Annotated in this window: 19 protein-coding genes; 18 read left to right on the top strand and 1 reads right to left on the bottom strand. The window is 59.2% G+C overall.

Annotated elements, in window-relative coordinates; genetic code table 11:
* The first annotated feature begins 5 nt into the window (after positions 1–5).
* The 15 genes from BUA42_RS18090 to rpmE all read left to right on the top strand — a co-directional run bounded on the left by BUA42_RS18090 (position 6) and on the right by rpmE (position 8599).
* The gene (locus tag BUA42_RS18090) at positions 6–524 is read left to right on the top strand and encodes a GNAT family N-acetyltransferase (RefSeq protein ID WP_072779748.1); all 519 of its coding nucleotides are present in this window, start codon (positions 6–8) and stop codon (positions 522–524) included.
* A complete protein-coding gene (locus BUA42_RS18085) occupies positions 521–1048 on the top strand; it encodes a GNAT family N-acetyltransferase (RefSeq protein WP_072779747.1) in 528 nt (175 codons plus the stop codon). The genes BUA42_RS18090 and BUA42_RS18085 overlap by 4 nt, the downstream gene beginning before the upstream one ends.
* On the top strand, positions 1045–1560 hold the full coding sequence (locus tag BUA42_RS18080; RefSeq protein ID WP_072779746.1) for a GNAT family N-acetyltransferase: 516 nt from the start codon (positions 1045–1047) through the stop codon (positions 1558–1560). Before BUA42_RS18085 ends, BUA42_RS18080 begins: the two co-directional genes overlap by 4 nt.
* Entirely contained in the window at positions 1560–2165 is a 606-nt protein-coding gene (locus BUA42_RS18075) for a GNAT family N-acetyltransferase (RefSeq protein WP_072779745.1), read from the top strand. The genes BUA42_RS18080 and BUA42_RS18075 overlap by 1 nt, the downstream gene beginning before the upstream one ends.
* Positions 2158–2661: a GNAT family N-acetyltransferase gene (locus tag BUA42_RS18070; protein WP_084066291.1), complete on the top strand. Its 504-nt coding sequence runs from the start codon at positions 2158–2160 to the stop codon at positions 2659–2661. The genes BUA42_RS18075 and BUA42_RS18070 overlap by 8 nt, the downstream gene beginning before the upstream one ends.
* Positions 2658–2954, top strand: coding sequence for a chorismate mutase (locus BUA42_RS18065; RefSeq protein ID WP_072779744.1), 297 nt, complete (start codon positions 2658–2660; stop codon positions 2952–2954). Before BUA42_RS18070 ends, BUA42_RS18065 begins: the two co-directional genes overlap by 4 nt.
* 40 nt (positions 2955–2994) lie before the next feature.
* Complete coding sequence (rpsP, locus tag BUA42_RS18060; protein WP_072779743.1) at positions 2995–3387, top strand: 30S ribosomal protein S16; 393 nt, start codon at positions 2995–2997, stop codon at positions 3385–3387.
* 302 nt (positions 3388–3689) lie between these two features.
* Entirely contained in the window at positions 3690–4433 is a 744-nt protein-coding gene (locus tag BUA42_RS18055; RefSeq protein ID WP_245819063.1) for a MipA/OmpV family protein, read from the top strand.
* 76 nt (positions 4434–4509) lie between these two features.
* Positions 4510–5016 carry a ribosome maturation factor RimM gene (rimM, locus tag BUA42_RS18050; protein WP_072779741.1) on the top strand — a complete coding sequence of 169 codons (507 nt, stop codon included), beginning with the start codon at positions 4510–4512 and terminating at the stop codon, positions 5014–5016.
* Positions 5013–5813, top strand: a complete 801-nt coding sequence (locus BUA42_RS18045) for a hypothetical protein (RefSeq protein WP_245819062.1) — start codon at positions 5013–5015, stop codon at positions 5811–5813. Before rimM ends, BUA42_RS18045 begins: the two co-directional genes overlap by 4 nt.
* A 106-nt stretch (positions 5814–5919) precedes the next feature.
* Positions 5920–6468, top strand: a complete 549-nt coding sequence (locus BUA42_RS18040) for a hypothetical protein (RefSeq protein WP_178346928.1) — start codon at positions 5920–5922, stop codon at positions 6466–6468.
* A 56-nt stretch (positions 6469–6524) separates the two neighbouring features.
* On the top strand, positions 6525–7349 hold the full coding sequence (gene trmD, locus BUA42_RS18035) for a tRNA (guanosine(37)-N1)-methyltransferase TrmD (protein ID WP_072779739.1): 825 nt from the start codon (positions 6525–6527) through the stop codon (positions 7347–7349).
* Between the two features lie 48 nt (positions 7350–7397).
* A complete protein-coding gene (locus BUA42_RS18030; RefSeq protein WP_072779738.1) occupies positions 7398–7706 on the top strand; it encodes an EthD family reductase in 309 nt (102 codons plus the stop codon).
* Positions 7707–7982: 276 nt separating this feature from the next.
* Positions 7983–8366, top strand: a complete 384-nt coding sequence (gene rplS / locus BUA42_RS18025; protein ID WP_072779737.1) for a 50S ribosomal protein L19 — start codon at positions 7983–7985, stop codon at positions 8364–8366.
* A gap of 11 nt (positions 8367–8377) precedes the next feature.
* Positions 8378–8599, top strand: a complete 222-nt coding sequence (gene rpmE, locus BUA42_RS18020; protein ID WP_072779736.1) for a 50S ribosomal protein L31 — start codon at positions 8378–8380, stop codon at positions 8597–8599.
* 130 nt (positions 8600–8729) lie between these two features.
* On the opposite strand, the gene nadE is transcribed toward rpmE, so the two are convergent.
* Positions 8730–9743 (bottom strand): NAD(+) synthase, encoded by a 1014-nt coding sequence (nadE, locus tag BUA42_RS18015; protein ID WP_072779821.1) that lies wholly within the window; start codon positions 9741–9743, stop codon positions 8730–8732.
* A gap of 309 nt (positions 9744–10052) precedes the next feature.
* Between nadE and BUA42_RS18010 the strand changes: the two genes are divergently transcribed.
* Genes BUA42_RS18010 through BUA42_RS18000 form a run of 3 tightly spaced genes read left to right on the top strand, consistent with a single transcriptional unit; the run spans position 10053 to position 11935 of the window.
* The gene (locus BUA42_RS18010) at positions 10053–10862 is read left to right on the top strand and encodes a division plane positioning ATPase MipZ (protein WP_072779735.1); all 810 of its coding nucleotides are present in this window, start codon (positions 10053–10055) and stop codon (positions 10860–10862) included.
* Between the two features lie 54 nt (positions 10863–10916).
* On the top strand, positions 10917–11114 hold the full coding sequence (locus tag BUA42_RS18005) for a hypothetical protein (protein WP_072779734.1): 198 nt from the start codon (positions 10917–10919) through the stop codon (positions 11112–11114).
* A gap of 50 nt (positions 11115–11164) precedes the next feature.
* Positions 11165–11935, top strand: coding sequence for an aldolase/citrate lyase family protein (locus BUA42_RS18000; RefSeq protein ID WP_072779733.1), 771 nt, complete (start codon positions 11165–11167; stop codon positions 11933–11935).
* Positions 11936–11948: the final 13 nt, after the last annotated feature.

The following is an 11948-nucleotide window of genomic DNA, read 5'->3' as shown; positions in this document are numbered from 1 at the left end:
TACGCATGACACCTCCGACCTTGACCACGAAACGTCTTGTGATGCGCGCGCCGACTGACGGCGATCGCGCAGCCTATCATGCGTTCTATGCGGTAACGGATTTGGCGGTCGGCCATTATCGCGGCGGCCGTAGCGAAGCGGAAGTCGATGCGATCCTGCGGCGGGACATGGATCACTGGGTCAGGAATGGCTTCGGTATCTGGCTTCTTCGCACACATGGCGCGGATGCCGTGCTTGGCGGTGTCGGTCTCGATCACACGGACGGGTGGCCCGGCCACGAAGTGACTTGGTGGCTAATGCCGGACACGCGCGGACACGGTTATGCAACCGAAGCCGCGCAAGCCGCGATTGATTGGGCATACGAACAAAAACATTGGCCAAAGGTTCAAACGTTCTTCCGGGACGAAAATACCGCCTCCCGACGCGTCGCTGAACGCCTTGGCGGCACGTTCGATCGCCGCCTTCGTTTTCCCGATGGTGTCGAGCGCGACATCTATGTGTTTCCGCAAAGGGTGACGGCATGACCCTCACCAATGCTCCCATACTCGAAACCGAGCGCTTGATCCTGCGCGGCCCGCAAAAGCCCGACGCGGAGGCAATGATTGCGTTCCTTTTGGACCCTGTGCGTTCCAAAGGCTTTGGCGGCGAAACCAAGCGCGCGGACGCGTGGCGCTGGTTTACGCTGAACGTCGGACATTGGCACTGGCACGGCTACGGCTACTTCACGATTCAGGACAAAGCGACAGGCAAACCTGCCGGGATCAGCGGCATCTGGAACCCCGAGGGCTGGCCGGAACCGGAAGTCGGCTGGGTCGTCTTCGACGGCTTCGAAGGCAAAGGCATCGCCTATGAGGCCGCAACCCGCGTCCGGCAGTGGTCATACGAAGAGCTCGGCTTCACCACGCTGACCTCGAACATCGTGCCGGGCAACACCCGGTCCATCCGCCTCGCCGAACGTATGGGCGCGACGTACGAGCGGACCTATGAGAACCCGACCATGGGTGAAGACATGCTCTACCGCCACCCGGGGCCGGAGGCGTTGGCATGATTGAAACACCGCGCATCACCACGGATCGTCTGACCCTACGCTTGCCTGAAGAGCGGGATTTTGCAGACATTGCCGCCTTTATGACGTCCAAACAAACACGATTTGTCGGCGACATTGAGCCGGATCCATGGCGTCAGTGGCAAGCACTCTTGGGAAATCTTGGGCATTGGCTGCTGCGCGGCTACGGCTTTTTCGCTGTAGAGCGTATCGCTGACGGCGCCTTTTTGGGGCGCGTCGGGATCGTCAATCACATCATGTGGCCCGAGGCTGAACTGGGCTGGAACCTAAATCCCGGCTTCGAAGGCCATGGTTACGCGACCGAAGCGGCCGTTGCGGCGCGGGATTGGATGTTTGAGACACATGGTCAAAGCGGTCTGATTTCGCAAATTCATCCTGACAACACGCCGTCGATCAAGCTTGCCGAACGGATCGGTGCCATATTTGAGCGCGAAGACACGCTGTTTGATGCGCCGTGTCTTGTCTATCGCCACCCAAAGCAGGAGGTCGCGTAATGGGACATCGCGACATTCCTGTTCTCGAAACCAAACGCCTGCGGTTGCGCAGCCCCGAGCCAGAGGACTACCCCGATTTCAAGGCGACATTCGCCTCTTATCGTTCGCGGTTCATGGGTGGGCCGCTCAACGCCTACGAGACGTGGATGCTTTACGCCGCCGAGATTGGCCATTGGGAAATCCGGGGCTTCGGCATGTGGATGGTTCACCTGAAAGACAGCAACCAGACCGTCGGAATGGCGGGCGGCTGGTTCCCGGCGAAATGGCCCGAGCGCGAGATCGCATGGATCATCTGGCCGGATCAGGCGGGCAAAGGTTATGCGCTCGAAGCGACCAACCGGGTGCGCAAGCATTTTTACGACGACAAGGGCTGGGAGGGTGCGGTGAGCTATCTCGACCCGAAAAACCTAGACAGCATTCGGCTGGCGGAGCGGCTTGGCGCGAAGAAAGACCACGATGCGCCTACAGTGGATGGCAGCGACGTGGTCTACCGTCATCCATCGCCCGACGCGCTGCGCGGCACACAGTTGGCGCACGGCATCGACATGGAAATCGCGCATTACCAGGACCCTCTTTTCAAACCGAAAGGATGGGCCATTGACTGATTATCCCGTCCTTGAAACCGAACGCTTGGTCATGCGCGCACCGATCCTGTCTGACTTCGATGCTTACGCGGCCTTCTACGCGTCCGGCGCCTCGGCCACGATTGGCGGCCCAATTCCCAAGAGTGACGCATGGCGATTGTTTGCCTCTGACGCGGGGCATTGGGCGCTGAAGGGCTTCGGTTGGTGGACCGTGACAAAAGATGGCGACGTCGTCGGCAGTGTCGGTTTCCACGACTTACCGCAGCATGACGACATTGAGATTGGATGGAATGTCTACGTGCCGCGGCAGGGTATCGGTAAAGAGGCCGCGCAGGCCGCTCTGTCATGGGCGGCCGAGCATGCGCTGGCTGATCGGATCGTCAGCTATATCAACCGCGAAAACACAGCGTCCATCGCCCTTGCCAACGCTCTTGGCGCGCATCGCGAAGTGGATGTAGCCAGCCACAGTGACGGCTCAGCCGTCTACCTACACAACCTCGAAGGATACCGCGCATGACCGACGCAACGACCCGCGCCGCAGAGGTTCTTAAAGGCCACCGCGAAAGCATCGACCGGCTGGATGCGATCCTCGTGTTCACACTGGCTGAACGGTTCAAACACACACAGGCCGTGGGGGTTCTCAAAGCCCAGCACGACCTCCCGCCCTCAGACCCCGCGCGCGAAGCCAACCAGATTGCGCGGCTCGAAGAGCTTGCGGCTCAGGCCGACCTTGACCCTGAGTTCGCCAAGAAATTCCTGAATTTCATCATTCAGGAAGTCATCCAACACCACAAACAAAAGCAATCGTGACGGCCCTGCCCGTCCAAACAGACCCTTAGGAGAATACAAAATGGCTATCAAAATTCGTCTCGCCCGTGGCGGTTCCAAAAAGCGCCCGTTCTATCGCATCGTCGCTGCCGACAGCCGCATGCCACGTGATGGTCGCTTCATCGAAAAGCTGGGTACCTACAACCCACTGCTTCCGAAAGACAGCGAAGATCGCGTGAAGATGGACGTCGAGCGCATCCAGTACTGGATGGGTGAGGGTGCTCAGGTCACCGACCGCGTGTCGCGCTTCCTTGAAGCGGCCGGCGTCGTTGAGAAGAAAGAGCGCAACAATCCGAAGAAAGCTGTGCCGGGCAAAGCTGCTCAGGAGCGGGCTGAAGCAAAAGCTGCGAAGGCGGCAGAAGCCACCGAAGCCCCTGCCGAAGAAGCTCCGGCAGAAGAAGCGACAGCGGAATAATCACCGCCCACTCTTGCGAACGGCCAGCCCACTTGGCCGTTCGCACTCTTCCCGGTCTTGCAGTCCATTTGCGCAAACTGTCTGATTATTGTCACAAGCTGCGCCTTCCCGAAAAATTCGATAGCGCTCTACACCCTGCGCCCGGCCCGCGAACTTGACGCGTGCCCTGCACCGCACCATGTCGCGGATCAGGATAACTCAACCCTCGGGACCCATTTGTCATGATCGCGCGCATCGCTTCCACCACCAGTCTTCTCATCGCCACGGCTACTGCCCCGCTCCTCGCTGCAGGACCGACGGACATGGCAGACGATGCAGTCATGATCGCGCCGGCCCCCGCCCCGGCCGCACCGCGGTTTGTGTTCACCCTGCGCGGCGGCGTGTCTATGGACCCGGAATATTTTGGTTCCGAAGACTACGAGGTCGGCCCCGATGTGGGCTTCCGCTTCAACTATCTGTCGCTCCGCAATGGTCGCGAATTCGGCAACCCGGATCCCTGGGCCGAAAATCTTGGCTTCGGTGTCGGCGGGTCGTTCCGCTTTGTCGGCGAACGCGACTCGGGGGATTTCGACGAGTTGGCCGGACTTGATGACATCGACCCGGCGGTGGAGCTTGGCGTGTCGCTGAACTACGGCACCGAGAATTTCAACACCTTCGCGGCGGTCCGCCGTGGCTTTGGCGGTCACGAAGGCTGGGTCGGCGAAATTGGCGCTGATGCAGTCATGAGGCCCACGGATCGCCTGCGCCTGTCGCTTGGCCCGCGCGTGTTCTTCGGGGACGAGGAATACTCCAACACCTATTTCGGCATCACGGCTGATGAGGCAAGCGCCGCCCTGCCCACGTATGAGCTGGACGGCGGACTGGTTTCAGCAGGCGTCGAATTCGGCGCGCGCTACCAGATCAACGATGTCTGGGGCCTCGAAGGCGCGGTCACCTGGGAGAAATTTCAGAACGACGCCGCCGACAGCCCGATCGTAGAGCAGGGCGACGACGAACAGTGGGGCGTTCGGTTTGGAGTGACGCGCGTCTTCAGCATCGGCGGCTGATCCCAGCTTCCGGCAATTGCCCTTTGGCCCAACTCTGGTCTATCCCATCGTGTGAAGCGATCTGGAGCGACCCAAGGTGAGTGAAAAAGTCTGCGTCGGAGCGATTGCCGGTGCCTTCGGGGTACGCGGCGAGGTGCGGCTGAAAAGCTTCACGGCCGTGCCCGAGGATATCGCGAATTACGCGCCGCTAGAGACCGAAGACGGCGCACGCAGTTTCACCGTGAAAATCACGCGCCAGATCAAGAATGGTCTGGCGGCGCGGTTGTCAGGCATCGCAACAAAGGAAGACGCCGACGCGCTGCGCGGAACGCAGCTCTTCGTTCCGCGCGACCGCTTGCCCTCATTGCCGGATGACGAATTTTACCACGCCGACCTCATCGGTCTGACCGTCACCGACACCGGCGGCGCGCCATTGGGTAAAGTGCTGGCGGTCCACAATAACGGGGCCGATGACCTTTTGGAGCTGAGCGCGCCGGGTCAGAAGCAGACCGTGCTCTTACCCTTCACCAAAGCGATCGTCCCGACGGTTGACCTCGCTCAGGGCCGGATCGTCGCCGATCCGCCCGAAGGTCTGTTTTCGTGACGACAAAAGTCGTCATTCACGCGGGATTTCATAAGACAGGCACGACAAGCGTGCAGTCGATGCTGCGAGAAAACGCAAAGGCTCTGGAGCCTCACGTTCGGATCTTTCTTAAAGAGCACTTCGAAGAACTCACGACCGCCGCGCGAACATTCTCAATCGAACCGCGAGAAAAGACGCTCGCGCGCGTTGCAAAGGCGGCCGCAGCTTTCTTTGCGGGATTGGATGAGTCGGACCCACGCCCCATCCTGATGGCCTCCGAAGACCTGTCGGGGCACATGCCCGGGCGGCACGGTTTGTCCTGTTACGATGGCGCTGGCCTGATCATGCGCTGTATCTCTGTTTCGGCGTTCGCCTCTTTCGGCGACGAGGCCGATGTCACGTTTTACTTTTCCACGCGGGAACGGAAACCTTGGTTGCGCAGCACATGGTGGCAAAATCTTCGCAGCACGCGTCTGACACTCGATTTTGAGGCCTACCAATCGCAGTTCGATGACGCCGTGGGCCTTGACGACATACTCACGGAGATCGCGACAGATGTTGCGCCTGCAAGAGTAACTTCACAGCGGCTTGAAGACATCGGACAGGGACCTTTTGGACCACTCGATCCGATCCTCGACCTGCTGGATATCACAGAGCCCGAGCGGCTGAACCTGCGCGCTTTGCCGCCAGAGAATGTACAACCGGATATTGGCGTGGATGCCGTGTTCCTTGCGCTCAACCGAAGCGGTCTGCCAGAAGCCGATATCCGAGAGGCGAAGCGCAACATTCGCAAAATGGCACGACGCCTAATGCCTTGATGGCCACATTTAGGACATGAAGTGTTCCATGTTTTGCCACAATTTCGGCAATGAATCGCCATTGATTCACGATACGCCGACCTGTCAGCTCGGGGGAGCAAATCCGTTGAAACAGTTGGGTCGTCGCATACTGTTGAGTTTGGCTGCGCTGTCGCCGGGCGTGGTCTCTTTGACCATGCAGGAATTCGCGGTCTCTCTGGCCATCATGTTGCTGGGCATCACCGGGGCATTAAGCATGACCGCGGTCGCTATGGCCGTTTACCCCAAAGTGTCTGAAACCCTTGCAACATATGATGTTCCGAAAACGGGCTACCCTTCCTTGCTGACACAAGGCGCGTTGGACTTCCTGCGGACTCAACCCTTGGACCCCCGCCTGATCCGCGCTGACCTCGAAGGGCGGCTCAGCATCAAGAAACCGGGACCGGGATTTGTCACCCGGGAAGACCGGATCGATATGATCCTCGGCCAGATCACGGCGCGCTGGAACGTGTCTGAAATCCTGCAGTTGAGTGACGATCAGGCCCGCGAGCTTTGGCTGGTGGAACGGTTGGTGCGGGCGACACCTGCGGAAGCCGGTAAAATGGCCGAGCATTTCGTCAGCCCGAACGCCATGCTCGCCATGCGCGACCGCGTTGCTCAGACAGAAGTCGCCTAGCTGGTCATTTCCATTCAGCTTCTGTAGAGCCACCGTCACAGATGACAGGCCAGCCGATGGACGATCCGAAACCCAAACCGCTCAAATCGCACGGTCGAAAAACCATTCGGCCAACGCTGAAACCACGCGAATTGATGACGCACACGCCAGAGCTGGCCAAGATCTGGAAAGCGCAGGTGATCACGCTTTTGCCAGACGCCTTTCCGGGCATTCTTGGTCAATCTCTTACAGGTCGTGCGCTGAAAGACGGGCTTTGGCAGCTGGAAGCGATCGATCTGCGCCTATTTGGCGAAGGCAAGCATCGCAACGTGGACGACACACCCGCCGGAGGCGGCGCGGGTATGGTTTTGCGTCCCGACGTGATGGCCGCAGCCATAGACCATGCGCGACCCAAAATCGCGGCTCATGCCCATCTGATCTATCTTAGCCCGCGCGGGAAACCACTGACGCAGCATATGGCGCAGAGCCTGGCCGGTGGCCCAGGCGTGACCCTGATCTGCGGTCGGTTCGAAGGACTCGATCAGCGGGTGATCGATCACTACGGAATTGCCGAAGTCAGTCTTGGCGACTTCGTCCTCACCGGCGGCGAGATTGCAGCGCAGGCCGTGATCGACGCCACCGTGCGTCTCTTGCCCGGTGTTCTTGGCAATGAGGCGTCGACCGAAGAGGAAAGCTTTGCTGACGGGCTCCTTGAGCACCCGCAATTCACCCGCCCGGCCGAATGGCGCGGGATGACGATCCCGGATGTTCTGATGTCAGGGCATCACGGCGAAATCGCCAAATGGCGCAAGGCACAGTCAGAAGCACTGACCAAGGAGCGACGTCCGGACCTTTGGTCTGAGCGGAACGCGACCACTTCAGGAAAAGACATCAGCGAATAGCGCTGACCGTGTTAGCGTTCCCCGACGGACAAATCATGGGAGGATTCTATGCCGATGTCATTGCAGGTGATTTACCCGATCACCGGTGAAACGAATTTCGATTACGACTACTACACCAGCACGCATATGGACCTGGTGAACACGCATATGGGCCCGCATATCGCGACGACTCTGGTCACCAGAGGACTGGCCGGTGGGCCGGATGCGCCACGACAAAGCTACGCCGTGGCCACTTTCACCTTTTCCGACAAGGACGCGCTTGATGCGGCGTTGAGGGCTGCAGGACCGGTCATCGCCGACATCCCGAAGTTCACCAATACGCAACCACAGATGCTCATCGGCGAGGTCATCGGCTAGCTGGTCTCCGTCGGTGGCGTCGGCCGTGGAAAAGACAGCGATACCCCTTGATTTGCAGCCACGTCTCTGGTTTACGGCGCGTGTTCCGGGTGTCAGCCCGGTGCGGTGATTCCGTGTGTTCTTCGCACAGGGACAAGCCGTACCCCTCCCGGACGCGACAAGACAAAGTCGACCTGATCTCTGGCGGGCGCGGTTGCGGACCCGGACGAAGACCAAGAGCTCTGAGGCGTGCACACCTTTGCGGAGCAACCGCAAGCAGTATTAGGAGATGAAGCGATGGACCTGATCGCTCAGTTGGAGGCGGAACAGATCGCCGACCTCGGGAAGACCATTCCCGACTTCAAAGCAGGCGACACAATCCGTGTTGGCTACAAAGTGACAGAAGGCACACGCACTCGTGTGCAGAACTACGAAGGCGTCTGCATCAGCCGCCGGAATGGTGACGGCATCGCCGGATCGTTCACAGTTCGCAAGATTTCGTTCGGTGAAGGTGTGGAACGTGTGTTCCCGCTCTATTCCACCAACATCGACAGCATCGAGGTTGTGCGCCGTGGCCGCGTGCGTCGCGCCAAGCTCTACTACCTCCGCTCGCGCCGCGGCAAATCTGCCCGTATCGCGGAAGACAGCACCTACAAGCCGCTCAAGGGCGCAGACGCGTAAGGATTGCCGAGATGAAAAAAGACATCCATCCCGATTACCACGTCATCGACGTCAAGATGACCGACGGCACCATCGTTCAGATGCGCTCGACCTGGGGCAAGGAAGGCGACACGCTGTCGCTCGACATCGACCCATCGGCGCACCCGGCCTGGACCGGCGGCGGCGCACGCCTGCTCGACACCGGCGGTCGCGTGTCCAAATTCAAGAAGAAATACGAAGGCCTCGGCTTCTAAACCGACACCAGGTTGCCTTTTCGAAAGCCGCTCCTGTTTGGGGCGGCTTTTTTCGTCGGACTACCGCAAGCAAGTCCGGTCACGCCCGAGACGTCCAAGACAAGACCGGCGTGACCGCGGTCAACAACGACTACGCGTCGCAAGTCACCTTGGTCGTCTTATGGGTGTCGCGGGTCTTCGCTGAATTTGTGCGCAACGGCGACCCGAACACGCCCGACACCGGCGGAGCTTCGTGCGGCGATTGCCGTTTCCAATCCGACAACTTCATCAACTTGCGAATGTCTTCTATCTCGGGTTCGGGAACCCCCTGCGCCGCGATCTCGGCGTTGGACAGATGCTCATGAAATCCATCCACGACAATGTCGACATCCGCGTAATCATGGCCAATGCCAAATTCATCCGTGATGCCGTTCGCCATGTCCGGTGACGGAAGCTGACTGCGCACACGCTCGGGCAAACCAAGTTCTTTTGCCAATTGGCGCACCTGCGTTTTGTACAAACCTGTCATTGGCTGCACCGGCACATCATCGATCCCGTCTTTGACGAACCAACCAACCTCGCATTCAGACAGATTGGCGGCCCCGATGAGGGACAGATTTCGTTCCTGAGCCAACTTTTCCAGCACGGCACGCCGGAAAACGTGCCGTTGCGTGAACCCATTGTCGAGATGACGGATCGTGGTGTTGAACAAGAACCTTTTGTACCAGGGCTTCAAGACTTCGCCGCGGCCAACACGAAGCGTCGACTGAAACGGTGTTTCGCCGCATATCAACTTGTAGGAGCTGGCACTGATCCGTGCCATGAGCTTTGAAATCCGCAAGAGCTTCATAAACAGAGGCGAGTAGATTTTGAGGTTTTCCATGTCCTTGGTGATCTCGATCACCTCGAGATCCAGCCCCAGGAATTCCGCCATCAGGCGCGCATTGTCGGCGATGTCCGGATCACTGTCGTGATCGAAAAGATAGACGACGGAAACCGAGCCCGGCCCAAGGGCACGCACAGCAAGCGCCGCCATCACGCAGGAATCCAGACCACCGCTCAATCCAAGGATGACACCATCGGTTCGGTCCTTTGCAACGATGCCTTTAAGGTACTGTGAGATATCACGGATGGCCTTTTCCGCATCGATATTGAGGTCTGACATGATCTGCTCCCTTGTCTCAAAGACGGTTTCTCCGCGGTGCCAGGACAAAACCCACCCAGTTGGCTCTTGCGCTGACATCTTCTGATTCTCGCATACGTCTTCGACAGAGGCCTTGATGTTGATCAGTCTTCTGCAAGGAAACGTCAGGCTGACGGCGCAAGCGCTCTGAACCAGACCCATTAAGCGCAGCGCTTGATGTGAGTCAGGCATGCACCGCTTGCCGACAGATTTCCGGAAATCCTGCATCTCACGTTGCAACCGCGTACGTCTATGCGCATAGCTGGCCAAAACGGATCCAAGAGCAGGCGCATGGCACATATTATTGTTGTCGGGAACGAAAAGGGCGGTGCGGGCAAGTCGACTGTCTCCATGCATGTCGCGACGGCCCTCTCGCGCATGGGGCACAAGGTCGGGACGCTTGATCTTGACCTGCGGCAGAAAACGATGGGGCGCTATGTCACCAACCGCCGGAAGATGATGGAAAGCGACGGGCTCGACCTGCCGACACCACGCTATCTGGAACTGCCCGAAATCGATGCGGACACTCTGCAACCCGGTGAGAACATTTATGATCACCGACTGTCGGCAGCAGTGGCAGAGTTGGAACCCGGCAGCGATTTCATCCTGATCGACTGCCCCGGGTCCCACACGCGCCTAAGCCAGGTGGCGCACTCCCTCGCAGACACGCTCATCACGCCATTGAACGACAGCTTCGTGGATTTCGACCTGCTCGCCCACACCGACGCGTCCGGCGAAAAGATCGAAGGCCCGTCCGTCTATTCCGAGATGGTCTGGAACGCCCGCCAATTGCGTGCGCAAGCGGGGTTGCCGCCGATTGACTGGGTGGTCCTGCGCAACCGCCTCGGCGCGCAGCAGATGGTGAACAAGGCGAAAATGGAAAAGGCTCTGGACCGGTTGTCAAAGCGGATCGGGTTTCGTGTGGCCCCGGGATTCAACGAACGGGTGATTTTTCGCGAGCTGTTCCCCCGCGGTCTCACCTTGCTTGACCTAAAAGATATCGGGGTCAAACAGCTCAATATTTCAAATATCGCCGCCCGTCAGGAGTTGCGCGATCTGGTCAAGGCGCTGAATCTGCCCGGTGTGACGGTCACCTTCTGACAACTGGCCCGCGACCACACGCATCCTACCTTTGCACCCAGCAAAGGAGACTCCATGAACGGCCCCACCCGAAACGAGCTTTGGTTCCGCTTTGTCTTCAGCCTGTTCGGCCTCGCCCTGTTGGTTGTGGCCGTCGTTGTGCGCGGAATTGCAAACGCTCCGGCTCTGGTCGAAGTGGTCGGCATTGCCGGACTGTTCTTTGGTGGCACCGCCGTGTGGTCAGCGATGAAGCTCTGGCGCAATCGCGACTGACTTGAACCCTGGCGCGCGCTGCTGTCTGATCCTTTAAAAAGGAAACTGATATGCCCGCGCCCACCAATCGTTTCAAAGCCAACCTCACCGGCGACGCCCCGCAGATCGGGCTATGGCTGGGCCTCTGCACCGGCTATGCCGCGGAGATTGCCGCCGCCGCCGGTTTCGAGTGGCTGCTGATAGATGGTGAACACGCGCCCAACGATCTGGGTACGATCAATGAACAACTGATGGCTCTGTCGGGCCATACCACAACACCCATCGTCCGCATCCCGCACAATGATCCGGCGCTGATCAAACAAGTGCTGGACATGGGTGCGCAGACGCTTCTGTGCCCGATGGTCAATTCCGCCGAGGATGCCCGCGAAATTGTCCAAGCCATGCGCTACCCGCCGCGCGGCATCCGTGGCGTCGGCCATGTCTTGGGCCGGGCGTCAAACTTCAACGGCATTCCCGACTACATGGCCACGGTCGAGGATGAGCTCTGCCTCATCGTACAAGCGGAAAGCGTTGCCGCGATGGATGCACTGGAAGAGATTTGCGCGGTCGATGGCGTCGATGCAGTGTTCATCGGGCCCGCCGATCTGTGTGCGGACATGGGTCACCTGCCTGATATCAACCATCCCGAGGTGCGCGCAAAGGTGCTCGACGGGCTGAACCGTATTCGGTCCGCGGGCAAGGCCGCCGGGATCATCGATGGCGACCCGAAGCTCATTCAAGAGAACATCGACGGCGGTGCGAATTTCATCGCTGTAGGCGCGGACCTTATTGTACTTGCGGGTGCCCTAAGGGAATTGGTGCAGCGCTGGAAACCCAGCTAGGCAAGCGTCAATA

The organism is Marivita hallyeonensis, from assembly GCF_900129875.1.
GTDB lineage: Bacteria > Pseudomonadota > Alphaproteobacteria > Rhodobacterales > Rhodobacteraceae > Marivita > Marivita hallyeonensis.
The sequence above is the reverse complement of the archived record's forward strand: the minus strand, read 5'-3'. Positions and strand labels throughout refer to the sequence as shown.

Coding starts and splice junctions, on each gene's coding strand:
- BUA42_RS18090 (WP_072779748.1), top strand. CDS start 6: ATGACACCTCCGACCTTGACCACGAAACGTCTTGTGATGCGCGCGCCG.
- BUA42_RS18085 (WP_072779747.1), top strand. CDS start 521: ATGACCCTCACCAATGCTCCCATACTCGAAACCGAGCGCTTGATCCTG.
- BUA42_RS18080 (WP_072779746.1), top strand. CDS start 1,045: ATGATTGAAACACCGCGCATCACCACGGATCGTCTGACCCTACGCTTG.
- BUA42_RS18075 (WP_072779745.1), top strand. CDS start 1,560: ATGGGACATCGCGACATTCCTGTTCTCGAAACCAAACGCCTGCGGTTG.
- BUA42_RS18065 (WP_072779744.1), top strand. CDS start 2,658: ATGACCGACGCAACGACCCGCGCCGCAGAGGTTCTTAAAGGCCACCGC.
- rpsP (WP_072779743.1), top strand. CDS start 2,995: ATGGCTATCAAAATTCGTCTCGCCCGTGGCGGTTCCAAAAAGCGCCCG.
- BUA42_RS18055 (WP_245819063.1), top strand. CDS start 3,690: ATGGCAGACGATGCAGTCATGATCGCGCCGGCCCCCGCCCCGGCCGCA.
- trmD (WP_072779739.1), top strand. CDS start 6,525: ATGGACGATCCGAAACCCAAACCGCTCAAATCGCACGGTCGAAAAACC.
- BUA42_RS18030 (WP_072779738.1), top strand. CDS start 7,398: ATGCCGATGTCATTGCAGGTGATTTACCCGATCACCGGTGAAACGAAT.
- rplS (WP_072779737.1), top strand. CDS start 7,983: ATGGACCTGATCGCTCAGTTGGAGGCGGAACAGATCGCCGACCTCGGG.
- rpmE (WP_072779736.1), top strand. CDS start 8,378: ATGAAAAAAGACATCCATCCCGATTACCACGTCATCGACGTCAAGATG.
- nadE (WP_072779821.1), bottom strand. CDS start 9,743: ATGTCAGACCTCAATATCGATGCGGAAAAGGCCATCCGTGATATCTCA.
- BUA42_RS18010 (WP_072779735.1), top strand. CDS start 10,053: ATGGCACATATTATTGTTGTCGGGAACGAAAAGGGCGGTGCGGGCAAG.
- BUA42_RS18005 (WP_072779734.1), top strand. CDS start 10,917: ATGAACGGCCCCACCCGAAACGAGCTTTGGTTCCGCTTTGTCTTCAGC.
- BUA42_RS18000 (WP_072779733.1), top strand. CDS start 11,165: ATGCCCGCGCCCACCAATCGTTTCAAAGCCAACCTCACCGGCGACGCC.